Origin of the sequence: Arthrobacter sp. ov407, assembly GCF_900102895.1 — a bacterium.
Taxonomy (GTDB): domain Bacteria; phylum Actinomycetota; class Actinomycetes; order Actinomycetales; family Micrococcaceae; genus Arthrobacter.
The window spans coordinates 19,374-42,790 of record NZ_FNGD01000003.1 but is presented as its reverse complement, the minus strand read 5'-3'; the positions used below and the strand labels follow the sequence as shown (position 1 = coordinate 42,790).

The window sequence follows — 23,417 nt, the reverse complement described above, 5'->3', positions numbered from 1 at the left end:
GAGCGCTCCGGTCACCTCTTGGACAGGAGAATTAAGGATGGATCTCGAGCAACCGCCCCCAGGCCCAAAGACGGTAACTTCGGCTAGGGCCGCCAAAGACGCGGCGCGGGCGTCCATTTCCGCGTCGCGGAAGAAAGTTTCGTACGGTGCCCAGGACCGCAGAGGACCCCTACTGTGGAATTCAGGCCTGGAAAGGCTCACCAACCGAACCCGTCTGCCGGGACAGCCAGCCGATGTGGGCATGAACCTGTTCTACGAGGACCTTGAGTGGAATCCCCTCTTTGGCCCGGGCGATCCTTCGGGGATCATTCCGAGGGACACGGATCAGGTTCCGGCTAGAAATATGGCTAATGCGGGAGGGCTGATTCTGCCCTGGTGCTCGAATTCGCAAGAAGTCCGCCAGAAGGCCATTGTTGTGTACCGCCTTGGGGAGGACCTGGATACGATCGAAGATCCCGTCCTGTATGTCTTCCAGTATTACTGGGACAACGTGGGGTACTTCTTGCCGGCCACCTTTGGGTCTTTCGACGAGAAGATATCTATGGGTGAGGGGCCCAGCTCATCCCTCAATGTGGACTTTATCCTCGGCTCTGCAGGAGACCTGGTTGCCAGGGCACGGGCTTAGGGGCCTGGCAAGAGCGCGGCCCGGCCCCTCCCAATCAATAAAGGAGTCGGCAAGGTGTCCGGAGACTAGCATCGAGTTCGAGCGTTGCGCCGTTTCGCGGTTCGTAGGAGTGCCCGTAAACCGGTGGTTCACCGCGACATCGTCCGCGCGTGCACGGAGGAGGGATTGCCTGCCCCGACGCGCAGCACTGTTGCCCGCCGCGCCTGCTTTGACTCTGCAGACGTCCGGCGTCGATTGCTGGCGAGGCTGGGGATGGCGTTGAATGTTGCCTATGATCGACTGGCTTCTCCTCTCCAACCTCGGCACCGCTCTCGGTACGACGGTGCTCGCCATCGCGACATTCATCTCCACTAGGTCAGCCAACCGGTCGGCGCGGCTGGCCGAGCGCGCACTGCTGAACGGGTTGCGCCCCATCCTGCTGCCTTCCAATTGGTCGGATGCCCCGCAGAAGGTGCGGTTTATGGAAGGCAAATGGATGGTCGTGCAGGGTGGCCACGCCGCCCTCGAGATCGCCGACAACACCGTGTACCTGGTGATGTCTGTGCGCAACGCCGGCACAGGGGTGGCGATCCTGCACGGCTGGCATCTGCCACCGGACGCCAGGGCTCCGCTGGCACCAGTCGAGGAGTTCCACCGGCTGACACGCGACATCTACGTGCCGTCCAACGACGCCGGTTTCTGCCAGGTCGCCATCCGGGACCCGGAGTCGGCCGACTACCGTAACGCCACGGAGGGAGCCGCCGGCGACGACGGCTTCGCCGTCGACGTGCTTTATGGAGACGCCGAAGGCTCGCAGCGCGTCGTCTCGCGGTTCTACATCACACCAGGACCCGCAGGTCTTGGCCACGACGAGGACGACACCAGGTGGCTACTGATGGTCTCGCGCCACTGGAACCTCGATTTGCCGGCGCCGCGCGGCTGAGCCCGGGTGGAGTCGCCGGGCACGGGCTTTGTCATGCCTGCATCAGACCACATCTGAATCGTGGCGCTTACAAGCGAAAACAAACGCATAAATGACAGAGGGGAGCGGCCGTGCTTGTCGGATACATGCGTGTCTCGAAGGCCGACGGGTCTCAGACCACAGACCTGCAGCGCGACGCACTCCTGGCTGAGGCTGCAATTTAACCGCCGTTCCCGGCTGACAGGTACGCCCAGGGCGACGCCGGCCTGTCTCACTAGTCGATCATTAATGAGAACAACCCACTGCAGCTGGCGAACCCATAGCGATCAATAGGCGGCAGCGGCCTGTTGCTCGCACCCCCGGCGGGCGCCGCCGACAGCAGGAGGGCAGCGTAGGGCTGAAGCAGTAGGCCGAGCCGCTTCACAGCTCCCCCGGTCGGTAGCTTCTGCTGTCAGGTGTTGCGGTGTGCCGGGGTGAACTGCGCCGCGCGGTCGGCCTCTTCGGCGCGGATGAGGTGCACGAGCGCGTTGATGTGGGCCAGGTGGGTGAACGCCTGGGGGAAATTGCCGAGGTGGCGGCCGCTCACCGGGTCCAGTTCCTCGGCGTAGAGGCCCAAGGGACTGGCGAGGGACAGCAGACGTTCGCACAGCGCCTTGGCGCGTGCCACCTCTCCGATCTCGACGAGAGCTGAGACGAGCCAGAACGAGCAGGTCGTGAAGGTCCCCTCGTCGCCGGTGAATCCGTCGTCGGTCTGCTCGGGGCGGTAGCGCAGGACGAGCCCGTCCCGGGTGAGTTCATCGGCGATGGCCAGGACGGTGGCGCGCACGCGAGGATCGTTGGCGGGCAGGAACCGGACGAGGGGGACAAGGAGCAACGAGGCATCGAGGTTCGTCGCACCGTAGGACTGGACGAACACCCCGCGGTCATCGACACCATTGCGGCAGATGTCCTCATGGATCTCCTCGGCGATGGTCTCCCACTTCCGGGCGTCATCGGCGTCACCGTGCAGGCGCCCCAGCCGGGCACCACGATCCAGGGCGACCCAGCACATGAGCTTTGAGGAGGTGAAGTGCTTCGGTTCGCCACGGACCTCCCAGATGCCGTGGTCGGGATCCCGCCAGTGGGCAGTGGCCTGCTCAACCAGACGGAGGAGGACGGGCCCCAGCGGTTCGGGAAGCTGGTCACGGGATTTGGCGTGGAGATAGACGGAGTCCAGCATCGTGCCCCAGACATCGAGCTGCCGCTGGTGGGCGGCAGCGTTCCCGATCCGGACGGGGCGGGCGCCGTCGTAACCGCCGAGCCCCTCGACAGTGACCTCGGGAAGGTCCCTTTCGCCGTCGATGCCGTACATGATCTGCAGATCGTCCTCGGCAGCCACATCGCGGATGAAAGCGAAGAAGTCGTCGGCTTCCCGGTCCAGGCCGAGGGTGTAGAGGGCCCACAGCGCGAACGTGGAATCGCGCACCCACGTATACCGGTAGTCCCAGTTCCGCTCTCCCCCGGGCGTCTCGGGCAGCGACGTGGTGGGCGCCGCGACCAGAGCCCCAGTCGGCGAATAGGTGAGGCCCTTCAACGTCAGCGCGCTGCGCTGCAGCTGCTCCCGCCACGGGTGGTCGGGGAACTCGCCCCCGGTGATCCATTGCCTCCAGAACTCAGTGGTCTCCCACTGCTTGCGCGTGGCTTCCTCCCATGTCCGCGGCGGGGGCAGCGACCCCCAGGAGAGCGCGATAAAAGCCTGCTCGCCCTCGGTCATCCGGGTGCGGAGGACCACGGAGGAGTCCTCGATGCCCAGCCGGCGGTCGGTGGTCAGACGCAGCACCGGATCGCCCTCATCGCCGCTGACGGTCACGACCTCCCCGTATCCCGGACTGGAAAATTCCCACCGTGCACGGCGCCTGCCGTAGCCGAAGACCGGCTCGCACAGCACGGACAGCTCCACTGCACCGTTGACGCACCGGACGGTGCGCAGCAGGCAATGCTCAGCCTCGTAGTTCATCGGCGGGCGGCGGTAACGGCTGGCCCTCTTTTCGGTGTGGTGCCACGGACCCATCACCAGAGCATCTCTCACGATCAGCCAGCCCGTCCTGGTCTGCCAGGTGGTCTCCAGGATCAAGCTGCCGGGGAGATAGCGGCGCGCAGTGGGCTCCCGCACGCCGTACGGCGCCACCTTGAAGCCACCCGCCGCGCGGTCGAGCATAGTGGAGAACACGCTCGGTGAGTCGTGACGCGGCACGCACATCCACTCCACCTGCCCGCTCGATGCGATCAAGCAGTTGGCCTCACAGTCAGACAAGAACCCATAGTCGGCGATCGGCGGGAACTGACTCGTCCTAGCCCCGGTGCGCCGCCCGTCGGGCCCTGATCCGGCGTCGATCCTCACAACCCCAGTATGCTCCACGACACAGCAGATGACATTCCTCGGACGGCTGCCTACTGCCGCCCCGTCCAGCCAAGCGAGCCCGCCGGTGGAGGACCGCACCCCACGGTCACCGCCGTGTCAGGCAGGACTGGGGGCGTCCAGATCGCTGGTCGCGGCCTCCAGGCTCGCAGCCAGGTCAGCCAGCGCCCCGATCAGCTCTTCCACCCCCGAACTTCCGGCGCGGCCGGAAGCGGCCCTTCCATAGCCGACAGGGACAATGGCCAAAACCCGTTCCTTCAGTCAGGCCATCTCAGAAGCACCGAAATTCAGACAGCCTCCTGAGCCGATGGATGGCAGCGTGCAGGACGGACTTCTCGAGGGCGGCGATCCAGTCGGTATCGCCTGCCGTTCCCCGGTGCTGAGGCTGGCCCAATGAAGGGTGTACGGATGTAGCGCGCGCTCTTGAAATCTGAAGGGGGCTGGACGTCAGATGGTGTCAGACAACCACACCCAAGGAGGCCACCATGACGATCGCTTTCAACCACACCATCGTCTATGCAACAGACAAGCGCCGTTCGGCGAAGTTCCTGGCCAACGTACTCGGGCTGCCGGAACCGCAGCCTATGTGGTCTTTCATGACCGTACCGCTTGACCATGGAGTAGCCCTCGATTTCGCCACGGCGGACCGGCCCATCTCCCCGCAGCACTACGCCTTCCTGGTCAGCGAGGAGGACTTCGACGGAATCTTCGCAAGAATCCAGGACGAGGGCATCCCCTACTGGGCAGACCCGGGACGGTCCCGCCCACAGCAGATCAACCACAACGACGGCGGACGCGGCGTCTACTTCGCGGATCCTGACGGACATTTCCTCGAGGCGATCACGCGTCCGTATGGATCGGGCGCTGCATGACTCCCAGTTGCCGGGTTTGATGTGTTTGGCGCGAGGCCAGGATCCTGGATGAGCGGGACAAAGACCGGGGAAATTGGCCTCCCCATCGCCCGTAAATCGAGCGTCCGCCGGGCCGGAGCCCTGTTCGGCGATGTCGTGGGATTAGGCTGTAGCTGTGAGCCAACCGCTGGACGAGGGTCCGTTCTTTCACGGCACGAAAGCCAACCTCCGGGACGGTGATCTCCTTAGGGCGGGCTTCAGGTCGAACTACCGTCCCGAAGTCGTGATGAATCACATCTATTTCACCGCTCTTCCGAACGGTGCGGGACTCGCTGCGGAACTCGCCGCGGGCGACGGCGCCCCGCGCGTCTACGCCGTCGAGCCAACCGGGGCATTCGAGGACGACCCAAACGTGACCGACAAGAAATTCCCCGGCAACCCCACCCGCTCATATCGCAGCAGTGCCCCGCTCAGGGTCGTCGGCGAAGTCACCGATTGGGCACGACAGGCGCCCGAGGCGCTACAGACGTGGAAAGAACGCCTGGCAGAACTCCGTGCGGACGAGCGAGGCGAAATCATCAACTGACGAGGATCAACGCTCCTTCAAGTGCATAGAACGTAAGCGGACCCCTAAGAGGGCGACCGCATCAGGGTTCGCCGCCGTCACCTCGGATTTGGCCCATGACAGAACTACCGTTGCCCTGATTGCCCACGGGCGTGATGGGTTGAGTCTCTCCGCTCCACTGGAGCTATTCGGCCCGACTCGGTAGCGTGCAATGCATGGCCATTAAACTTGAGAACGTCGGCATCGCCGTCCGCGACCTCGAAGCAACCATCGCCTTTTTCACCGACCTCGGTCTCACGGTCGTCGGCCGTGACACCGTCAGTGGTGAGTGGACCGATACTGCCGTGGGCCTTGATGGCAACCACGCCAAAATTGCGATGCTCCAGACCCCCGACGGTCACGGTCGCCTTGAACTCTTCGAGTACATCCACCCTGAAGCGATCGAGTCAAGCCCCACTCGTCCCAACGAGATCGGCATGCACCGCGTCGCCTTCTCGGTCGACGACATCGACAAGGCCCTTGAGATCGCCGCGAGGCACGGATGCAGGCCGCTACGCGGCGTGGCGACCTACCAGGACGTCTACAAACTCACGTACCTCCGCGGTCCCAGCGGAATCCTCGTGATGCTCGCCGAGAAACTGAAGAACGACTGACCCGGGGGCCCATTCTTGCAGGCGAGGGCGGGCCCAGCGCTCCGTAGCGGGGTTTCTCGGGGCTGGGTGTCACGCTTGACGTCGGGTAAGGGGGATCGGCCCGCAGGCCGTGAGTATGGTACTGATATGGCATCTCCGCAGACGCTAAGCGAGGCCGAGCGCCGTGTCGTCGCGACTTGGGCCGCAGACTGCGCTGAGCGGGTCGTGGCCTTATTTGAGGCAGAGGCGCCGGCAGATGATCGCCCCCGCGACGCCATCGCCCGAGCCCGTGCCTTCGCTCACGGTGAGCTCAGTGCCGCCGAAGAGATCCGCCGGCGGTTTGTGGCTGGCCGTGCCGCAGGCGAGGTGAATAGCCCTGCCGCGATGGCTGCCGCCCGGTCCGCCACGCAAGCCGCAGCCGTCGCCCACATGGGTGCGCACGCCTTGGGGGCAGCCGCGTATGCCGCGAAAGCGGCCGGACTGGCGGCGCCCGATCGGCCCCAGACGGTCGACGACGAGGTCCACTGGCAACTAGAGCACATGAGCGCCGAAGCCCGGTCCGCGCTCCGGCGCTTGCCACCGCTGGGGGGAAATTCCGCCGGCCCGCTGGGGCCAGGACTTCTCACCTCCGGAATCCTCGCCTCGATCATCCGCGCGATCCAGACCGACTTGGCTCGCCCCGACCAGCCTGCCTCCTCCAGCTGAATCTGCCACCCGCAAACCGCTCCCCCACCGCGACACCATCCGCCCGCACCGGAGCTGCGAGAAATCCCATACAGATACTGGAAGCAAGGATGCCCCCTAATGCGTTGCGGCCTGAGCCCGCCAGGGCGCTCTCAGGCGGCAACGCTACAGGGCTGCACAATCAATGGTCGGAGCCCTGGAAGTGACCATCGGCGGCGAGTGGGCTCTCCAAGCCCATGATGATCGCGTCCAGCGCCAGGCGGAAGACGCGGTTCTCGTAACTGTCTGGAGGGGTGAGCCCGCCTTCACCAACATTGGGGGGATTGAGGCTTGACGCCCCGTTTAGTTCGGCGGTGAGGACGTCGGTGATGACGGCGCCCAAGAGGGCGGTGCAATGCGGGAGCTCGGAGCGCGGCACCCCTGCGACGTCCAGGATCGCGGTGAGTTCAATCCAGAACGGGTCGTCGGGCTGGATGAAGTCCGCCTTGTGACAGGACGAGTAGCCCATGAGCCTGGGGTGGCTGTGCGCCAGCGTCCGGAAATCCGTGGCGAGCAGGCGGATGCGCTCCTGCCAAGGAGCGTCCTCCAGCGTCACGGTGCGGAACTGTGTGCCCACCATTCTGGTCACGCCGCGCAGCACGGCGTCCTTGTTCGGCACGTGGTGATACAGCGACATCGGGTTCGCATCGAGCACGGACGCGAGTTTGCGCATGGTGAGCGCTTCGACCCCGTCCGCGTCGATGAGCCGCAGGGCGGCGGCATAGATCCCGGCCTCGGTCAGAGGGACCTCTCTCTTCCTGGTTCCCCGCGCGCGATTCTTCACTTTGTCCATACAGGGACGGTATCAGATACATACAGTGTATGAAACTGGCCTCGGCCGCGCGGCGAAATGGCAATCGCCCGTGCGGCTCCGGATTGCGGTCAACCTTCCATACGCTGTACGGTTGAACTTCCATACAGCGTATGTTTTGCGGTGCACGCCGCATCGTCGGCGCCGTTGCCCATACCGCCCTGTACAAAGGAGCAACCCATGACCGTACACTCCACCAACGACCTGGCATCCAGCCGGTCCCCGCGCGTCCACAGCATAGCCACCTCAACGCCTCGAAAGAACCCCATCAAAGCGCTTCTGTGTGACGCCTGCGGCCAACTGCCCCATCCCTCAAAAGCCCGCCTTACCTTGGCCAACGTCACAGCCATGCTGCCGATTGAGCTGTTGGTTCACGCCGCCGTAGTGAACGCGGCGCTGCCTTATGTTCTAAAGGTACTGGTCCTGACTTTGACGGCCACCGTACTGGTGATCTGGGTCGCCGAGCCCTCCGTCCGGCGCGCGCTGCGGGGCTGGCTGCACGCACCGGCCCTGCGCCAGCGGGGCCGGCTGCACAACTCTGCGGCCCTGTGGCGGGTCCGCACGCTGATCGATTACAGCAACGAAGCCCAGGAGAAACTGGTAGAGGCCATCTCCCGCGTCGACGCCGAGATCCTCGTGTGCCGGAATCACACCGTTGCCGGCGGGATGCTGGACGAGCTGGTCGTCTCCGCGCCCGATCATGTCACCCACGCGGAACTGCTCGCTGCGGCCGCGGGCGGCGGAGGACGGGATGTCCGAGCGTGGCCGGCGACAGCCCAGACCGTGGCGGACGGCCAGACCAAGGCCCTCGCCCTGGCCCTGCGGGTCGTGGAGGACCCGGGCGAACTCCAACTCGCGGTTGCCGAACTGCTCGACGCCGAACCCGTCGCGGCTCCCACCGGCGACAGCACCTCACCCGCGGCCAGCAAACCGGCATGTGATGGGACCGTCCTGAAAATACCATCCCCCCGGCACGGACCCCTCGGCTTCTCCCGCCCCCGGGCGCCCTTCACCCCGGCCGAATCCGCCCGGGCGCACCGGCTAGCCGAGCTCGCCGAGCTCACTGACTTGACACGAAAACACCTGGTAAGGCCCCGGCAATAGAAGGCCGGGAGGTGCGGTCCCCGTAGCGGGAACCGCACCGAAAGGAGACAACCATGGCGGCAGCCCAGCCCTCACCTATCCGCTCATGCTCGGAACTTTCCTACGGTGACGAGATCGAAGCCAGGCGCTTCGGCAAGGTCCTGCACCGAGGAACGGTGAACCAGACCCTGCCGTCCTCTGGATCATTTGCTCAAGGACCGGAACACGCAAGCTCGTGGACATGCAGGCCGCCGCCATTCTCCGGATTCCAGCAGCACCCCGAGACGAGAGATTTGCGGCACCGCCGTCGTCATCCAGTTGATGAAATCTACTGGGACGAACTCCCCCTCACCAAAGCCGCCTAGCCGGGCGCTTTTTGGGCCGGAATGCTACAGGACTGCAATCAATGGTCGGCGCCCTGGAAGTCACCATAGGCGGCGAGTTGGCCCTCCAGGCCCATGATGATCGTGTCCAGCGCCAGGCGGAAGACGCGGTTCTCGTCACGGCCTGGAGGGGTGAGCCCGTCTTCGCCGACACTGGGGGGTTTGAGGCTCGACCACCGGTGGAGCGCGCCGGTGAGTTCGGCGGTGAGGACACCGTTGATGGCGAAGCCCACGAGAGCGGTGAAATGAGAGAGCTCCGAGTGCGGCATCCCTGCGGCGTCCAGGATCGCAGTGAGCTCAATCCAGAACGGGTCGTCAGGCTGGATGAAGTCCGACTGGAGGCTGAACGAGTAGCCCATGAGCTTGGGGTGGCTGTGCGCCAGCGTCCGGAAATCCGTGGCGAGCAGACGGATGCGCTCCTGCCAGGGAGCGTCCTCCAGCTTCACGGTGCGGAACTGGGCGCCGACCATTCTCGCCACGCCGCGCAGCACGGCGTCCTTATTCGGCACGTGGTAGTAGAGCGACATCGGGTTCGCATCGAGCGCGGTGGCAAGTTTACGCATGGTGAGCGCGTCGACCCCGTCCGCGTCGATGAGCCGCAGGGCGGCGGCGTAGATGCCGGCCTCGGTCAGCGGCACCTCCCTCTTCCTGGTCCCGCGCGGAGAGCTCTTCGTTTTTTCCATACTCGGACACTATCAAATACGTACAGCGTATGGAAATAACCTCGGCCTCGCGGCGGGATGGCGGTCGCCCGACATTCAGGGTTGCGGTCGATCTTTCATACGTTGTATGGTTGATCTTCCATACATTGTATGTTTCGGAGATGCATCTCCGCATCACCGGCGCAATAGCCCATCCCCGCCCTGCACAAGGAGCAACCCATGACCACACAGTCCAAGAACGACCCGCGACCCATCCGGTCTCCGCGCGGGGTCCCGCTCTTCGGCCACACACCGCAGATCCCCAGCACCAACCCGGTGGAGTACTTCGGCGAACTGTCCAAGCAGTTCCCCGAGGGGCTCTACAGCATGGAGATCGCCGGCATCGAGCAGGTCTTCGTCTGGGACCCGGACCTGGTGGCAGAGGTTTGCGACGAGACCCGGTTCTTCAAGCAGATCGACAAGACGCCGCTGGCCCATGTCCGCGACTTCACGGGCGCCGGCCTGTTCACGGCCCACCAGCACGAGGAGGAATGGGGCGCAGCACACCGAGTCCTTCTTCCGGCCTTCAGCCAGCGGGCGATGAAGGGCTACTACGGGCAGATGCTGGAGATAGCCCAGAACCTGGTGGGCAAGTGGGACCGCAGGGAGGGCCAGTCGGTCAACATCACCGACGACTACACCCGGCTGACCCTGGACACCATCGCCCTTTCGGGATTCGGTTACCGGTTCGACTCTTTCGCCAAGGAGGATCTGCACCCCTTCCTCAACGCGCTGCTGGAGGCGCTGGTTGAGTCGCTGCGGCGCACGCAGGAGCTGCCGATGATGACCAAATTGCGCAAGGCCGATGACAAGAATTACCGCGCGAACATCCAGCTGATGCGAGACCTGGTCGAGAGTGTGATCAAGGAGCGCCGTGAGGGAAAGAGCACTGCTGAGGATGACCTGCTGGGTCTGATGCTGGAGGCCACCGACCCGGAGACCGGCAAGGGGCTGGACGACGACAACGTCCGTGACCAGGTGGTGACATTCCTGATCGCCGGTCACGAGACCACCAGTGGTCTACTGTCGTTCGCCACGTACTCGCTGATGCGTAACCCGCACGTGCTGGCCCAGGCCTACGCCGAGGTGGACCGACTGCTGCCGGGCGACACGGTCCCGGACTACGACACGATCATGCAGATGGACGTGATCCCGCGCATCCTCGAGGAGACCCTGCGCCTGTGGGCTCCCATCCCGATGATCGGCAAGTCCCCTCTGGAGGACACCGTCATCGGCGGCTGCTACGAGCTGAAGAAGGGAGCGCGGGTCAACATCCTCGAGGGCCCGCTGCACACCCACCCCAAGGCGTGGGACCGGCCGGAGGAGTTCGACATCAACCGGTGGCTGCCGGAGAACCGGGTCAACCACCACCCGCACGCCTACAAGCCGTTCGGCAACGGCGTGCGTGCTTGTATCGGCCGGCAGTTTGCGCTCACCGAGGCCCGTTTGGCCCTCGCACTGGTGCTGCAGAAGTTCAAGTTCGCCGACACCAACGACTACAAGATGGATGTCCAGGAGGCGCTGACGCGCAAGCCCGGCGGCTTCGAACTGGAAGTGCGGTCCCGTCAGGAGCACGAGCGGACCGCGTTCGGCGCAGTGGACGTGCAGACCGGTGACACGCGGGCGCAGGCCGCGGTCAGCGGTGTCGGGGTGAACCTGACCGTCGCCTACGGCTCCAGCCTCGGCTCGTGCGAGGACCTGGCGCGCACTATCGCCGACCGCAGTGAGCGCTCCGGCTTTGGCACCACGCTGATCGGTCTGGACGAGCTGGGCGACAACCTGCCCACCGAGGGCCTGCTTGTCGTGGTGGCCTCCAGCTACAACGGCAAGGCCCCGGACAACGCGCAGCGTTTCGACGACCTGCTCGCCGCCGGACTCCCGGAGGGTTCGCTGTCGGACGTGCGGTTCGCACTGCTGGGGGCCGGCAACACCCAGTGGGTGGCCACTTACCAGGGCTTCCCCAAGCGGATCGAAGGAGGCCTGCTGGCAGCCGGCGCCACCCCCGTCATCGAGCGCGGCGCCGCGGATGCCGCCGGTGACTTCGACGGCATGGCCACCCGCTGGATGGAAACCCTGTGGGCCACCCTGGCCGAGGAGTACGCCGCCGACACCTCCGAGGCGAGCAGTCCGCGCTTCCAGGTGCAGTTGCTCACCGAGGCGGACGTGCGCCCCGCGATCGTCTCCGAGCAGGCCTACCCCCTCACGGTGGTGGCCAACGAGGAACTCGTGGCCGACGCGACCGGCCTGTGGGACTTCAGCCTCGAGCCGCCGCGCCCATCGGCGAAGTCCATCACCATCGGGCTGCCGGAGGGTGTCACCTACGAGACGGGCAACCATCTGGCCGTCTTCGCCAAGAACGAACCGGCCCTGGTGAACCGCGCCCTCGCGGGGCTCGGCGTCGACCGCGATCAGGTCCTGCGCCTGGAGCTGCCCGCCGGCGGCCGCACCCACCTCCCTGTGGGCACCCCTGTGACGGCAGGACTACTGCTCACCGATTTCCTCGAGCTGCAGGACGTGGCCACCCGCTCTCAGATGCGGACGCTGGCTGAGCACACTGAGTGCCCGTGGACCCGACCGCAGCTGCAGGCCTACACGGCCGACACCGCCGAATCCGAGGAGCGCTATCAGACTGAGATCCTGGGCAAGCGGGTCTCCGTGCTGGGCCTGCTGGAGCGCTTCCGGGCGGTAGAGCTGCCGCTGGCGGTCTTCCTGGACATGATGGGCCCGATCCGCCCGCGGTTCTACTCCATTTCCTCCGCCCCGCTGGCCAACCCCGGCCACGTGCGCCTGACCGTTGGCCTGCTGGAAGGCCCGGCCCGGTCCGGTGACGGCCAGTACCGGGGCACTTGCTCGTCGTACATCGGTGGCCTTGAGCCCGGGGACGTCTTCTACGGCTACGTGCGCGTGCCCTCCCCGACCTTCGCCCCGCCGGCCGACCCCGCCACGCCGCTGATCCTCATCGGCCCCGGCACCGGCATCGCGCCACTGCGCGGCTTCCTGGAGGAACGCGAGTCGCAGCACGAGAACGGCACTGAGGTGGGACTGTCGCAGGTCTTCGTCGGCTGCCGTCACCCGGAGCACGACTACTTCTACCGGCAGGAGATGCAGGACTGGGAGCAGGCCGGGATCGCCCAAGTACACACCGCCTACTCCGCGGTGACCGGCCACCCGGCCCGGTTCGTCCAGAACGCCATCACCAACGCCGCCGACACGCTGTGGCAGGCCATCGAAGACGGCGCGTACATCTACGTCTGCGGTGACGGCCGCCGCATGGCGCCCGCCGTGCGCGAGGCCCTCGCGGCGATCTACCGCGAGCGGACCGGCAGCGACGACGAGGCCGCCCAGCAGTGGCTCGCCCAGCTCGAGGCCGATGCGCGCTACCAACAGGACGTCTTCGCCTAATACCCCAGACGCCGGGAGGTTGCGGTGGTCCCGAAATCCCGCACCCTCCCGGCCACCACTCACCGGCCAAACACACCACTCAGCAAATCAACAAAGGAGTCACCATGGCGACGGAAACCCAGGCCACGGCCGCCCCTCAAGAAGGCATCCTGACAGCCATCGGCAAAACCGATGCAACGACATTACCGCCACCGCAACTTGCACCTGCTCACCTTCAGCACCGGCAGGCTTGCGAGCTGACCCATACGCCATGGGCGGGCTGGTACTGCGAGACCGCAGCTGACTGAAAACCGCGGCGGGGCCCAAACACTCGCCTGATCCCCCCAGACGCCGGGCGGGTGCGGCGGACCCGACACCGCACCTTCCCGGCCACCACCCGATTGCGAAACACCCCAACCACACGGCAGCCATCGGCCCGAACCGCCAGGAAATGCCGCTCAGAGAAAGCAGATCACCATGCATACCATGCTCGCCGCACGCTTCCACCTGGACAGCAAGAAGTTCGCCGTGGAGGAGGTCCCCATCCCCGTTCCGGGGCCGGGTGAAATCCTGATCGAGGTGAAGGCCGCAGGTGTCTGCCTGTCGGACGTCCACCTGCTCGACGGTTCCCTCGTCCCGCTGTTCGCCACCTCCGACGCGGTCACCGTCGGCCACGAGGTCGCCGGGGTGATCCACACCCTCGGTCCTGACCTCAAGCGCGGCCTGGCCGTCGGCACCCGCGTTACCCTTGAGGCCGGCAAGACCTGCGGCCAGTGCGCCGGCTGCGTGCGCCGCCGCCCCTGTACCCAGATGCTCACCGCCGGCATTGACTACGACGGCGGCTGGGCCCAGTACACCCTCGCCCGCGAGGACACGCTCATCCCCATCCCCGACAACCTCCCCTTCGATCAGGCTGCGATCATTCCCGACGCGGTTTCCACCCCCTACGCCGCCGTCGTTGCCACCGCCGGGGTGCGCCCCGCTCAGTCCGTCGGCATCTGGGGCGTCGGCGGAGTCGGCGCCCACAACGTCCGCGTCGCCCGCATGGCCGGCGCCGCGCCGGTCATCGCCGTCGACCCGCTGCCCAGCGCCCGCGAGCGTGCCCTGGCCTTCGGTGCGGACTTTGCCCTGGACCCCGCAGCCGACGACTTCGCCGACCACATCCGCACGGCTACGGGCGGACGAGGCCTGGACTTCGCCTTCGACTGCGCCGGCGTGCCCGCCGTCCGAGAGCAGGCCGCCTCCGTACTCGGCCTCAACGGCGCCCTCATCCTGGTCGGCATCAGCCCCAGGCCCCTCACCATCACCGAGGGCCTGACCTTCAACTACCTCGGCAAGCAGGTACGCGGCCACTACGGCGGCACCCCCGAGTCCGTCAGCGAACTGGTCCGGCTGGCCGAGGTCGGCCGTCTAGACCTCGCGCCCTCGATCACCGACCACTTCCCGCTCGCCGAGGCCGCCGACGCGGTCAACCGGTTGGCGAACAAGATCGGCGACCCGATCCGCTTCATCCTGGTGCCCTGACACCTGAACAGATGTTCATCAAGACCACTTCCCTCAACATTCGAGACAATCGAGGATGCCATGTCTAGGAAACGTCACGAGTCCCCGGTGGCTGCTTCGAAGGAAAAGGTCAGCCTGTGGGGGCTGGTTCTACTCGGGTTTCTCGCCTCTCTAGCCTTGGTCGCGGCGCTATCGTACGTCTTTGCCGCCTACACCACGCAGAGTCTGACACCCTTGGGAAATCAGCAGACGCTGACGACTGATCAACAGTCCGGCGTTCTTCGTAACGCCGTGACAGCAGCGGCTGCGCTCGGTGTTGGTGTGACGCTTCTCCTCACCTACCGGCGTCAAAGGGCGACAGAGGAAAATCTCTCGATCACCAACAGCCTTTTGGAACTACAGCAACGGCAGCATGATACCGAGGTGGTCTCCGCCCTCAGGGACCGTTACTCACTTGCAGCAGAACAGCTGGGGAGCAAGAAACTCCCCCTTGCCATTGCTGGCGTCCATTCAATCGAGTCCCTGACCGATGAATGGTTTGAGCAGCGTAACGAAGTTGAGCGGCAAAACTGTGTCAGTCTTTTGACTGAATTTCTAAGACTGGCGAAGAAGGACAAAGATAATCTTTCGAATGTAGGCTCGCTCATTAGCGCGACGATCCTCGGCCGCTTAAAGGCAGGGCTCGCGGAGGGACGGTACTGGGGGCTGCGCATCAACATGGCATATCACGCTCCGTCCAACATTTCCGACCTATACGTCAATGGCGCACAGTTGGACCTTCGAGGCGTTCGTGCCGAGGAGCGTGGAGACTATGACATCGGCTTCATGATCAGGTGGTACATGGCAGCCGGCAGCGTCGACCTGACCGATCTTCAGTTGGACCTGGGCAATCTTCTCTTCCAGGACTCCGTGTTTCATGGCGGCAGCATCAGATACAGCATCGACGAAAACGGCAGTGGTCGCGGTCGAATCGACTTCAACCGCTGCACTTTCAGCGGAACAAAATTTGAAAATGTCGAACAAAGCCGCGATGCCCTGTCCCTAACCTTCAAAGACTGCCGATTTGAAGACGGCAGCTTTAGCTTCGCCACGTATCAGCGGCCCAAATCCTTGTCATTCATCAACTGCACCTTCGACAAGAACATATTTGCAGGCAGTGAAGAAATGAGCGGGTTTGACTTCACCGAACTCTTAATTCACAACTGCCAATTTGCGGGCGGCCTCCAAAAGCTCGAAACTCGGAAAGCGCCAGAATCTCCAGAGCGCGATTAATATGGCGACGGTCGTTGTCCGTCCGCATCCCGAGGTCGGGCAATTCAGCGGGCAGCGTCCCCGTTCGCTGTCGCCTCGTCGTCGGCACCGCGCAGTCCGGCAGTATGGAGTTCAGGAAGTGGACTGCGACATATTGCACGCGCTTCGTTGGCAGACACACCCAGCATTCGCAGGAGCGCCTCGGCCGCCCGATCCGTCGTCTCGGCGTCGTCGCGGTCCGGTTCGGCATGGATGAGCTGTCCGAGAAAGGTTGCCGCGCCGACGGCGCACACCACCGCGACGTCGACGTCTGTCATTGTGAACCGACCGGATGCGACGCCGGCCTCGATGTCACGCCGGACACGCGGCGTCAGCCCTTTCTGCGCGCCCAGGAGGTCGAGGGCGTTGTGCAGGATCACCTTGCTGAGCTGAGGTTCCCGGCGGTGGAAGCGACCGGTCAACCGGAAGCTGGTCGCAAACGCGACGGCGGGGTCGTCGACGTTGGTGGTGAGCTCGTCGAGGACCGCGCCTAGGAGGTCCATGACGTGCTCGACCGCTGCCTCGAACAGCTGCTCTTTCGACTCAAAGTGGTTGTAGAAGGAGCCGATCCCAACGTCGGCGGCCTGAGTGATCTCCGTCACCGGCGTGTTGGTCTGTCCTTGAGCCAGGAAGGACTGTGCCGCGCGGACCAACGCGGCGCGAGTCCGCGCCTTCCGTCGATGGGACCGGGTTGGTTCCGGGGACGAGGCTAGGGCTTGGGTCATCGCTGGCTCCTTGAGGTCATCCGGTCATAGGAATCCTACCAGCGCGCCATCAATAGTGAAGAAATCTTCAACTACTCTTGACTGACGATATCTTCATAACCGAATATATATTCAGAAAGTGAGGCCATTCATGAACGACCACCATGACCACCCTGGGACCCACAGTGACTTGCACACTGACCTGCACAGCGAGCAAGGGGCGCTGCGAGGCGAGCACCGCGGACGGGCGGCGAACCCGATCATCAAGGTGCATGACATCGCCTGGCTCGAGTTCCAGAAGCCAGACCTGCTCGCTGCTGAGACCTTCGCGCACGCCTTCGGGTTCGCCACGAGCCTGCGCACCGCTGACGAGCTGCACCTCCGGGGCACCGACACCGGAGCTCCGTGCGTGATCGTACGGCGCGGACCGAGATCAAAATACCTGGGCGCCGCGTTCACTGCGGCCGAGGCCTCGGACGTCCTTCGCCTGGCTAACGCGACCGGCACGACCCCGAAAAAACTACCGGAGACGATCGGTGGCATAGGGGTCGACCTCGTGGATCCGAGCGGCGCCGCGATTCGCGTCGTCGCAGACACGCACAAACTCCCGTCGCTGCCGGCCCAGACGCCCCTGACGTTCAACGTCGGCCACGAGCTGGCTCGGGTCAACCAGACCCAGCGGCCACTGCGTCAACCAGCGACGGTTCAGCGCCTCGGTCACGTCGTGCTGCAGAGCACAAAGTACCGTGAAACGCTCGACTGGTACCTGGAGCACCTCGGCCTGATCGTCAGTGACTTCCTCTATTACCCTGGCCAGCGTGAGCGCGGTCCGACAATGAGCTTCATCCGCTGCGACCGGGGTTCGACACCAACCGATCATCACACCATCGCGATGACGCTGGGACCGACGAATCGCTACGTGCACTCGGCATACCAGGTGGCTGACATCGACGCCCTGGCCGCCGGCGGTGAGCTTCTGCACGACCTCGGCTACCACCGTTCGTGGGGGATCGGCCGCCACATCCAGGGCAGCCAAATCTTCGACTACTGGCGCGATCCCAACGGCTTCCTGGTCGAGCACTTCACCGATGGGGACATGTTCGACTGCACCCTCGAGCCCGGGTGGGCACAAATGTCCGCGTCCAATCTCGCCCAGTGGGGCCCTCCGGCCAGCAAGGATTTCCTCGGTATGGCCCCTGGGCGAGAGTCGCTGCGTGAACTGGCCTCGATGGTCGCCGCGCTCCGCGACGACAACGAGTTCGATTTCGCGCGCCTGCGCGGCCTGATGAAAGTAGCCACCTCATGACCGTCTCCATCCTGCGTACCGCCGACGATTGGTGGGTCCACACGCCCACCGGTGCCGCCCGTATCGCCACTCCTGCGACCACCACGGGCGAGCTGATCGCCGATCGGGCGGCCATCCAAGCCGCGATCGGCGGCGGCGAAACTGTGCCGGTGGAAAACCTGGACCTGATCTCGCCGATCACAGTGCCGTGCCGCGTGGTGGCCCAGATGACGAACTTCGCCTCGCACGTGAGGGACGCCGGCATGGATCCTAAGAAGATCCCGCTGACCTTCTTCCGCAAGTCCTCGGGCTCGATCAGCGGGCCCCATGACGACGTCGTCCGGCCCGCGCACGTGCGGTTCCTCGACTACGAGGCTGAGATCGGCCTCGTGATGGGCCAGGAGACCCCGGTCGGCTCTGACATCACCGATGACACGATCGCCGATTACGTCGCTGGGCTCGTGATCACCAACGACATCTCGGCCCGCGACCTGCAACTCCCGAAGACCCAGTTCTACGAGTCCAAGTCCTACCCGAGCTTTACGCCCACCGGACCGACGCTTGTGCTCTTCGACGCCGAGGACTGGAGCCGCTTTGGTGAGCTGCGGTTGCGGCTGTGGGTAAACGGCGAGGTCCGTCAGGACATGACGGTGGCCGACATGATCTACCTCCCCGTCGAGGCGCTGCGGGCGCTCACCCGCTTCCAGCACCTCTCCCCGGGCGACCTGGTCCTGACAGGCACCCCTGTCGGCACCGCACTGAGCGCACCACCGAAGCCAGTCGAGATCATCAGCAATCTGCTCCCCCGGGCCACCAAGTGGCGCCTGTTCTTCAAGGCCCAGGGCCGCAATCCGAAATACCTCAAGAGCGGTGACGTCATCGAGATCGCCATCAGCACCGACGACGGGAAGATCGATCTGGGGCGCCAGCGCACGACGGTGAGGGACGCCCGGTGAACGGCATGCCTCTCTGGCCGCGGTACTCGTGCCCCGGCGACGTCGTCGAGATCGAGAGGACCCCCCTCTCCGAACGCGGACTTCCGGCATCGACGTACGAGCTGCTATGCCGAGCCGCCCGGCTCTGGCCGGACCGGACGGCAGCGGCAGTACTTCGGAACACCGAGCGCTGGCAGGAACCCGTCAAGCTGACGTTCGCTGAGCTTCTCGCCAATGTGAACCGGACAGCGAACCTGCTGACAGAAATCGGGGTCGGCCGCCAGGACACGGTGGCCTTGCTCTCGCCCAACTGCCAGGAACTCATCTCCGCGACTCTGGCCGCCCAGACTGCCGGAATCGCCGTCCCGATCAACCCCGGCTTGTCCGGGGACCACATCGCCGAGCTGCTCCAGCGCTCGGGCGCGCGTGTGCTGGTGGCGGCCGGACCCGATCTCGATCCCGTCGTCACCGAGGCCGCTTTCAGCCTCGCGAGGAAGGGCCTGGTGGACTATGTGCTCCTCATGTCACCGACCGGGCAGTCACCCGCCGGACCGGCCTCGACCGTCGGATCCGCAAGCGTTGACTACCTGACACGCCGGGCAGCAAACGCGTCGTCCGAGCAGTTCCACGGCGATCAGCCCGGACCAGGCGATCTGGCGGCGCTCTTCCACACTGGCGGCACGACCGGCACCCCGAAACTGGCGGCACACACCCAAGCCAACGAGGTCGCCGACGCTTGGATGCTCGCAGCCAACGACTTCCCCGACGAGGACGCCGTGTACTTCGCCGCCCTGCCGTTGTTCCACGTCAATGCTCTCGTGGTGACCGTCCTCGCTCCCCTTTTCAAGGGCCAGTCCGTCGTATGGTCCGGACCGCTGGGCTACCGCGATCCTGCCCTCTACGGCGTCTTTTGGAAGCTGGTCGAGCACCACCGGCTTACGGCCATGAGCGCCGTCCCAACCGTGTACGCCACGCTCGCCGCGTCCCCCGTGAACGCCGACATCAGCAGCCTGCGCCACGCCATGGTCGGAGCCAGCCCCTTGCCCCCGGCCGTGCGTTCCGGCTTCGAGACAGCCACCGGCGTCGCCCTCATCGAAGGTTACGGCCTGACGGAAGCGACGTGCGTCAGCGTCCGAAGCTTCCCAGGCGCCACCACGAGTTCGCTCGGCTGCCGGCTGCCCTACCAAGAGATCAAGTCGGTGCACGTCGACGACGCCGGACACTGGCATGATGTCGGACCAGGCGTAAGAGGCCAGCTGGTGATCAAGGGCCCGACGGTCTTTCCCGGCTACGTCATCGGCAACGGCCCCGACGGCATCCTGCTCGACGGCCTAGGCAAACTGCGGGACGGCTGGCTTGACACCGGCGACCTCGGACAGGTCGATGAGGACGGATTTGTCCAGCTCACCGGTCGGGCCAAGGATCTGATCATCCGAGGCGGCCACAACATCGACCCGGCAATCGTCGAGGACGCCCTCCTCACCCACCCGGACGTGACGGGAGCAGCGGCGGTCGGCAGACCAGACCGGCATGCGGGAGAGGTACCTGTCGCCTACGTAACGTTGGCTGCGGGTGCGACCACCAGGACCGAGGACCTGATCCGATGGGCGGACGACCGGGTCGGGGAACGAGCGTCCTCGCCGAAGTCGGTCACAATCGTCGACCAGCTTCCGGTCACTGCCGTCGGCAAACTTTACAAGCTCGCGCTCCGGGCGGACGCCACCAGGGTAGCGCTGAGCGAGACATTGCAGGAGATCGCCGCCGTTCACGCCGTGGAGACCGAGATCGAGGACGGCACGATTGTCGTCACCGTGGGTGCTGACGAGGCATCGCATGCGGCCGTCAAGTGCGCCCTCGACGAGTACGGCGTCCGATGGCGGATCACGCACCGGCCCACCCGAAAGGCGGAACGATGATCACCGTCCCCACGATAGCGCTGGCTGGATGTTTTACGGCGGCAAGAGTATGAGCGCCCACAACGACGGCGCGCCGCCGGTGGTCGTGGTCGGCGCTGGCCCTTCCGGGCTGGCTGTCGCCACCCTACTCGGCCAGTACGGCATCGAGTGCCTCGTCCTGGAACGCCGGGAGGGCGTCTACCCGCTACCACGGGCGGTGCATCTCGACGACGAGGTCTATCGCATCCTCAACCGTCTAGGCGTGGGGACGCAATTCGCTGGGCTCAGCCGCCCTGCACACGGGCTACGTTTGCTCGCACCCGACCACCGAGTGCTCGCGGAGTTCCGCCGACCGGCCGATGGCGGCGCCCACGGTTATCCCCAAGCGAACATGTTTGATCAACCGGACCTCGAGCAGCTCATGCGCAACAATCTCCGGATCATGCCTACGGTGACGCTGCGCGGAAATGTCGAGGTTCTCCGTGTGACCCAAGGCAACGCGGAAGTCCAGGTGGACTTCACGGATCGTGCCACAGGGGCACGCGAGTCGGTCCGTGCCAGCCACGTCCTCGGCTGCGACGGCGCCAGCAGCATGGTGAGGGGGACCATCGGCGCGGAGATGGAGGACCTGGGCTTCGAACAGCGCTGGCTGGTTGTCGACATCGACACTTCGGCGCAACTGAACCAGTGGGAAGGCATCCACCAGCTGTGCGACTCCCACCGCGCCGGTACCTACATGCGCGTCGGAGAGGTCCGCTACCGCTGGGAGTTCCGGCTGCTGCCTGACGAGACTGCCGCCGACTTTGCGACGATAGATGCGCTCCATCCGCTGATCCGGCCCTGGACCGGCGACGTCCCGTTGGACGATCTGCGCGTGATCCGGGTCGCCGACTACACCTTCCGCGCCCAGGTCGCCAGCAAGTGGCGCGACCGCCGGGTCTTCCTCCTCGGCGACGCCGCTCACCTGAGTCCTCCCTTTATAGGTCAGGGCATGGGGGCGGGACTCCGAGACGCGATGAACCTGGCCTGGAAGCTCGCCGGTGTGCTTGCCGGCGACCTCCCCGCAACCACGCTGGCCAGCTACCAGACCGAGCGCAAGCGGCACGCGAGAAGAACCATCACCGTCGCAAAGCTGTTCGGTCTCACCATGACCGCGGGTGGTCGCGTCGGTACGGCCCTGCGGAGGTTTTTCGCACCGGGCCTGCACCTCGTGGCAGGCCTTCCGGCACAGTCATGGACAGCTATCCCCCTGGGCTCTCGGCTCTCGGCACTCGCCCGCACCTCCGCCGTCGGACGTCTCTTCCCCAACTCCCGCACCTCGGTCACCCCGGACGCCAGGCGATTCGATGACGTCGCCGGAGACGGATTCGCGCTGCTGGCCCTCGCGATCACTCCCGAGGAGCACGAACAGATCCTGCACAAGGGCGCGGCGCCCGTCGTCCCCGACCCCGGATCTGAGCTCCACCAGTGGCTCGTCCGACACCAGATCGCTGCTGCGGTTATCCGCCCGGATCGCGCCGTGATGTTCACCTCCGACTCCGTCGCTGGAAGCCTCACCCGCCTGCCGTCGTTCACGTCAACCGCTCCCCTACCCGAAAACTAAAGGAACACCATGAACCCGACGACAACCCAAGCCACGATCGACGACACTCTCGCCATCGATTCCGACAGCACCCAACGGCTCTTCCTCGAAGCGCGGACCGCCAATAGCTTCTCCTCCAAACCAGTCTCAGCCGACACGTTGGCCGCGATCTACGAGTTGACGAAGATGAGCCCCACGATGATGAACAACCAGCCGCTGCGCATCACCTGGGTCCAGTCACCCGAAGCCCGCGAACGCCTTGCCTCGCACCTGGCCGAAGGCAACCAGGAGAAGACCCGCACCGCTCCGGCAGTCGCGGTGCTGTCCTATGACAGCGACTGGCACGAACATTTCCCGACGTTTTTCCCGCCCGCACCCGAACGCAAAGCAATGTTCGACGGCGACAGAATCACACGCGCCGAAATCGGCAAGAACAACGCCTGGCTCCAATCCGGGATTTTCATCATGGCGGTCCGCGCAGTCGGACTCCATGCAGGCCCCATGGGTGGATTCGACGCCGCCGGCGTCGACGCTGACTTCAACGCCGGCACCACTCACCGGGCGTTCATGTTGGTCAACGTCGGGGAACCGGGCGAGAACGCCTGGTTCCCACGCCTGCCCCGCCTCTCAGCCGACATCGCCGTACGAACCATCTAACTGACCACATTCCACGGCAGGCAGGGTTCTTCCTTCGAAGCAGCGATGAAGAAGACCCTGCCTTTTGTGGTGCATGGACCCCCTCGGGGAGCCCGTGCTTTGCCGCAGGACGTGTTCCACCGAGGGCCCGGCGCTTACCTGCCCGCTCCCCCGCCAGCCAAGCGATACGACTCCTGCAGCAGCTCGTCTAGTTCCCCGACGTCGATCCTTTCCAAGCGGACCAGCACCAGTTTCGGGGACCGTTCGTGGTGGGGCGTCCAGAAGTATGTGTCGGGGCCGGTCCCTGCGAGTGCTTCCCGTTCCTCGGTTTTCACGGTGAGGACGCCGTCTTCCCAGATCCGTGCCATCAGGGTTTTTCCGAACCATGCCGGCTGGCCCCAACTGGGCCGCTCGCTAACCCCCGGCAGTCCACGGCAGATCTGCCGGACATCTTCCTCTGTGGCCATGGTTCACTGTGGCACCGGTGTCCCTGACCAGGCAACGCCTGTCCCCCCGAGAGACTTCCAGAAATT

General features: G+C 65.1%; 23 protein-coding genes and 1 pseudogene. 18 read left to right on the top strand and 6 right to left on the bottom strand.

Annotated elements, in window-relative coordinates; all coding sequences use genetic code 11:
• Positions 1-241: 241 nt before the first annotated feature.
• The 3 genes and pseudogenes from BLS42_RS04685 to BLS42_RS20380 all read left to right on the top strand — a co-directional run.
• The gene (locus tag BLS42_RS04685; protein WP_143019142.1) at positions 242-625 is read left to right on the top strand and encodes a hypothetical protein; all 384 of its coding nucleotides are present in this window, start codon (positions 242-244) and stop codon (positions 623-625) included.
• A gap of 271 nt (positions 626-896) precedes the next feature.
• Positions 897-1,547, top strand: a complete 651-nt coding sequence (locus tag BLS42_RS04680; protein WP_090577249.1) for a hypothetical protein — start codon at positions 897-899, stop codon at positions 1,545-1,547.
• 110 nt (positions 1,548-1,657) lie between these two features.
• Positions 1,658-1,735, top strand: a pseudogene (locus BLS42_RS20380) (recombinase family protein); the annotation flags it as partial.
• Positions 1,736-1,977: 242 nt separating this feature from the next.
• On the opposite strand, the gene BLS42_RS04675 reads toward BLS42_RS20380, so the two are convergent.
• Both BLS42_RS04675 and BLS42_RS20125 read right to left on the bottom strand, forming a co-directional pair.
• Complete coding sequence (locus BLS42_RS04675; protein ID WP_256336246.1) at positions 1,978-3,906, bottom strand: glycoside hydrolase family 15 protein; 1,929 nt, start codon at positions 3,904-3,906, stop codon at positions 1,978-1,980.
• A 117-nt stretch (positions 3,907-4,023) separates the two neighbouring features.
• Positions 4,024-4,170, bottom strand: coding sequence for a hypothetical protein (locus BLS42_RS20125; protein WP_176803184.1), 147 nt, complete (start codon positions 4,168-4,170; stop codon positions 4,024-4,026).
• Between the two features lie 239 nt (positions 4,171-4,409).
• Between BLS42_RS20125 and BLS42_RS04670 the strand changes: the two genes are divergently transcribed.
• The 4 genes from BLS42_RS04670 (at position 4,410) to BLS42_RS04655 (ending at position 6,677) form a co-directional block, all read left to right on the top strand.
• Entirely contained in the window at positions 4,410-4,796 is a 387-nt protein-coding gene (locus tag BLS42_RS04670; RefSeq protein ID WP_090577242.1) for a VOC family protein, read from the top strand.
• A gap of 154 nt (positions 4,797-4,950) precedes the next feature.
• A complete protein-coding gene (gene arr, locus BLS42_RS04665; protein WP_090577238.1) occupies positions 4,951-5,361 on the top strand; it encodes an NAD(+)--rifampin ADP-ribosyltransferase in 411 nt (136 codons plus the stop codon).
• Between the two features lie 194 nt (positions 5,362-5,555).
• Complete coding sequence (locus BLS42_RS04660) at positions 5,556-5,993, top strand: VOC family protein (RefSeq protein WP_090577235.1); 438 nt, start codon at positions 5,556-5,558, stop codon at positions 5,991-5,993.
• 126 nt (positions 5,994-6,119) lie between these two features.
• Positions 6,120-6,677: a putative immunity protein gene (locus tag BLS42_RS04655; RefSeq protein ID WP_090577232.1), complete on the top strand. Its 558-nt coding sequence runs from the start codon at positions 6,120-6,122 to the stop codon at positions 6,675-6,677.
• A 160-nt stretch (positions 6,678-6,837) separates the two neighbouring features.
• On the opposite strand, the gene BLS42_RS04650 is transcribed toward BLS42_RS04655, so the two are convergent.
• Positions 6,838-7,488 (bottom strand): TetR/AcrR family transcriptional regulator, encoded by a 651-nt coding sequence (locus BLS42_RS04650; protein ID WP_090577229.1) that lies wholly within the window; start codon positions 7,486-7,488, stop codon positions 6,838-6,840.
• 366 nt (positions 7,489-7,854) lie between these two features.
• Here BLS42_RS04650 and BLS42_RS04645 point away from each other — a divergent pair, with 366 nt between their 5' ends.
• Both BLS42_RS04645 and BLS42_RS19900 read left to right on the top strand, forming a co-directional pair.
• On the top strand, positions 7,855-8,610 hold the full coding sequence (locus tag BLS42_RS04645) for a putative antibiotic biosynthesis monooxygenase (protein ID WP_090577931.1): 756 nt from the start codon (positions 7,855-7,857) through the stop codon (positions 8,608-8,610).
• A gap of 53 nt (positions 8,611-8,663) precedes the next feature.
• Positions 8,664-8,954 (top strand): hypothetical protein, encoded by a 291-nt coding sequence (locus BLS42_RS19900; protein ID WP_143019141.1) that lies wholly within the window; start codon positions 8,664-8,666, stop codon positions 8,952-8,954.
• A 38-nt stretch (positions 8,955-8,992) separates the two neighbouring features.
• On the opposite strand, the gene BLS42_RS04640 is transcribed toward BLS42_RS19900, so the two are convergent.
• On the bottom strand, positions 8,993-9,655 hold the full coding sequence (locus tag BLS42_RS04640) for a TetR/AcrR family transcriptional regulator (RefSeq protein ID WP_176803182.1): 663 nt from the start codon (positions 9,653-9,655) through the stop codon (positions 8,993-8,995).
• Between the two features lie 198 nt (positions 9,656-9,853).
• Here BLS42_RS04640 and BLS42_RS04635 point away from each other — a divergent pair, with 198 nt between their 5' ends.
• From BLS42_RS04635 to BLS42_RS04625, 4 genes are all read left to right on the top strand, one after another.
• Positions 9,854-13,075 (top strand): bifunctional cytochrome P450/NADPH--P450 reductase, encoded by a 3,222-nt coding sequence (locus BLS42_RS04635; RefSeq protein ID WP_090577223.1) that lies wholly within the window; start codon positions 9,854-9,856, stop codon positions 13,073-13,075.
• Positions 13,076-13,179: 104 nt separating this feature from the next.
• The gene (locus BLS42_RS19895; RefSeq protein ID WP_143019140.1) at positions 13,180-13,362 is read left to right on the top strand and encodes a hypothetical protein; all 183 of its coding nucleotides are present in this window, start codon (positions 13,180-13,182) and stop codon (positions 13,360-13,362) included.
• A 169-nt stretch (positions 13,363-13,531) separates the two neighbouring features.
• Complete coding sequence (locus BLS42_RS04630; protein ID WP_090577220.1) at positions 13,532-14,578, top strand: zinc-binding dehydrogenase; 1,047 nt, start codon at positions 13,532-13,534, stop codon at positions 14,576-14,578.
• 60 nt (positions 14,579-14,638) lie between these two features.
• Positions 14,639-15,829, top strand: coding sequence for a right-handed parallel beta-helix repeat-containing protein (locus BLS42_RS04625; protein ID WP_143019139.1), 1,191 nt, complete (start codon positions 14,639-14,641; stop codon positions 15,827-15,829).
• 44 nt (positions 15,830-15,873) lie between these two features.
• Here BLS42_RS04625 and BLS42_RS04620 read toward each other — a convergent pair whose 3' ends face one another.
• On the bottom strand, positions 15,874-16,572 hold the full coding sequence (locus BLS42_RS04620) for a TetR/AcrR family transcriptional regulator (protein WP_090577214.1): 699 nt from the start codon (positions 16,570-16,572) through the stop codon (positions 15,874-15,876).
• A gap of 118 nt (positions 16,573-16,690) precedes the next feature.
• Here BLS42_RS04620 and BLS42_RS04615 point away from each other — a divergent pair, with 118 nt between their 5' ends.
• The 5 genes from BLS42_RS04615 to BLS42_RS04595 are packed head-to-tail and all read left to right on the top strand — an operon-like array spanning position 16,691 to position 22,905.
• Positions 16,691-17,857 (top strand): VOC family protein, encoded by a 1,167-nt coding sequence (locus tag BLS42_RS04615; protein WP_256336245.1) that lies wholly within the window; start codon positions 16,691-16,693, stop codon positions 17,855-17,857.
• Positions 17,854-18,792: a fumarylacetoacetate hydrolase family protein gene (locus tag BLS42_RS04610; RefSeq protein ID WP_090577208.1), complete on the top strand. Its 939-nt coding sequence runs from the start codon at positions 17,854-17,856 to the stop codon at positions 18,790-18,792. The genes BLS42_RS04615 and BLS42_RS04610 overlap by 4 nt, the downstream gene beginning before the upstream one ends.
• A 5-nt stretch (positions 18,793-18,797) precedes the next feature.
• Entirely contained in the window at positions 18,798-20,687 is a 1,890-nt protein-coding gene (locus BLS42_RS04605; protein ID WP_090577928.1) for an acyl-CoA synthetase, read from the top strand.
• Positions 20,688-20,736: 49 nt separating this feature from the next.
• A complete protein-coding gene (locus BLS42_RS04600) occupies positions 20,737-22,269 on the top strand; it encodes a bifunctional 3-(3-hydroxy-phenyl)propionate/3-hydroxycinnamic acid hydroxylase MhpA (protein WP_090577925.1) in 1,533 nt (510 codons plus the stop codon).
• A 9-nt stretch (positions 22,270-22,278) separates the two neighbouring features.
• Complete coding sequence (locus BLS42_RS04595) at positions 22,279-22,905, top strand: malonic semialdehyde reductase (RefSeq protein ID WP_090577205.1); 627 nt, start codon at positions 22,279-22,281, stop codon at positions 22,903-22,905.
• A 134-nt stretch (positions 22,906-23,039) separates the two neighbouring features.
• Here BLS42_RS04595 and BLS42_RS04590 read toward each other — a convergent pair whose 3' ends face one another.
• Positions 23,040-23,351 carry an MmcQ/YjbR family DNA-binding protein gene (locus BLS42_RS04590; protein WP_090577202.1) on the bottom strand — a complete coding sequence of 104 codons (312 nt, stop codon included), beginning with the start codon at positions 23,349-23,351 and terminating at the stop codon, positions 23,040-23,042.
• Positions 23,352-23,417: the final 66 nt, after the last annotated feature.

What these genes read in the sequence shown, in the direction of transcription:
- BLS42_RS04685 (WP_143019142.1), top strand. Translation starts at nt 242, where the DNA reads ATGAACCTGTTCTACGAGGACCTTGAGTGGAATCCCCTCTTTGGCCCG.
- BLS42_RS04680 (WP_090577249.1), top strand. Translation starts at nt 897, where the DNA reads ATGATCGACTGGCTTCTCCTCTCCAACCTCGGCACCGCTCTCGGTACG.
- BLS42_RS04670 (WP_090577242.1), top strand. Translation starts at nt 4,410, where the DNA reads ATGACGATCGCTTTCAACCACACCATCGTCTATGCAACAGACAAGCGC.
- BLS42_RS04660 (WP_090577235.1), top strand. Translation starts at nt 5,556, where the DNA reads ATGGCCATTAAACTTGAGAACGTCGGCATCGCCGTCCGCGACCTCGAA.
- BLS42_RS04655 (WP_090577232.1), top strand. Translation starts at nt 6,120, where the DNA reads ATGGCATCTCCGCAGACGCTAAGCGAGGCCGAGCGCCGTGTCGTCGCG.
- BLS42_RS04650 (WP_090577229.1), bottom strand. Translation starts at nt 7,488, where the DNA reads ATGGACAAAGTGAAGAATCGCGCGCGGGGAACCAGGAAGAGAGAGGTC.
- BLS42_RS04645 (WP_090577931.1), top strand. Translation starts at nt 7,855, where the DNA reads ATGCTGCCGATTGAGCTGTTGGTTCACGCCGCCGTAGTGAACGCGGCG.
- BLS42_RS19900 (WP_143019141.1), top strand. Translation starts at nt 8,664, where the DNA reads ATGGCGGCAGCCCAGCCCTCACCTATCCGCTCATGCTCGGAACTTTCC.
- BLS42_RS04640 (WP_176803182.1), bottom strand. Translation starts at nt 9,655, where the DNA reads ATGGAAAAAACGAAGAGCTCTCCGCGCGGGACCAGGAAGAGGGAGGTG.
- BLS42_RS04635 (WP_090577223.1), top strand. Translation starts at nt 9,854, where the DNA reads ATGACCACACAGTCCAAGAACGACCCGCGACCCATCCGGTCTCCGCGC.
- BLS42_RS19895 (WP_143019140.1), top strand. Translation starts at nt 13,180, where the DNA reads ATGGCGACGGAAACCCAGGCCACGGCCGCCCCTCAAGAAGGCATCCTG.
- BLS42_RS04630 (WP_090577220.1), top strand. Translation starts at nt 13,532, where the DNA reads ATGCATACCATGCTCGCCGCACGCTTCCACCTGGACAGCAAGAAGTTC.
- BLS42_RS04625 (WP_143019139.1), top strand. Translation starts at nt 14,639, where the DNA reads ATGTCTAGGAAACGTCACGAGTCCCCGGTGGCTGCTTCGAAGGAAAAG.
- BLS42_RS04620 (WP_090577214.1), bottom strand. Translation starts at nt 16,572, where the DNA reads ATGACCCAAGCCCTAGCCTCGTCCCCGGAACCAACCCGGTCCCATCGA.
- BLS42_RS04610 (WP_090577208.1), top strand. Translation starts at nt 17,854, where the DNA reads ATGACCGTCTCCATCCTGCGTACCGCCGACGATTGGTGGGTCCACACG.
- BLS42_RS04605 (WP_090577928.1), top strand. Translation starts at nt 18,798, where the DNA reads ATGCCTCTCTGGCCGCGGTACTCGTGCCCCGGCGACGTCGTCGAGATC.
- BLS42_RS04600 (WP_090577925.1), top strand. Translation starts at nt 20,737, where the DNA reads ATGAGCGCCCACAACGACGGCGCGCCGCCGGTGGTCGTGGTCGGCGCT.
- BLS42_RS04595 (WP_090577205.1), top strand. Translation starts at nt 22,279, where the DNA reads ATGAACCCGACGACAACCCAAGCCACGATCGACGACACTCTCGCCATC.
- BLS42_RS04590 (WP_090577202.1), bottom strand. Translation starts at nt 23,351, where the DNA reads ATGGCCACAGAGGAAGATGTCCGGCAGATCTGCCGTGGACTGCCGGGG.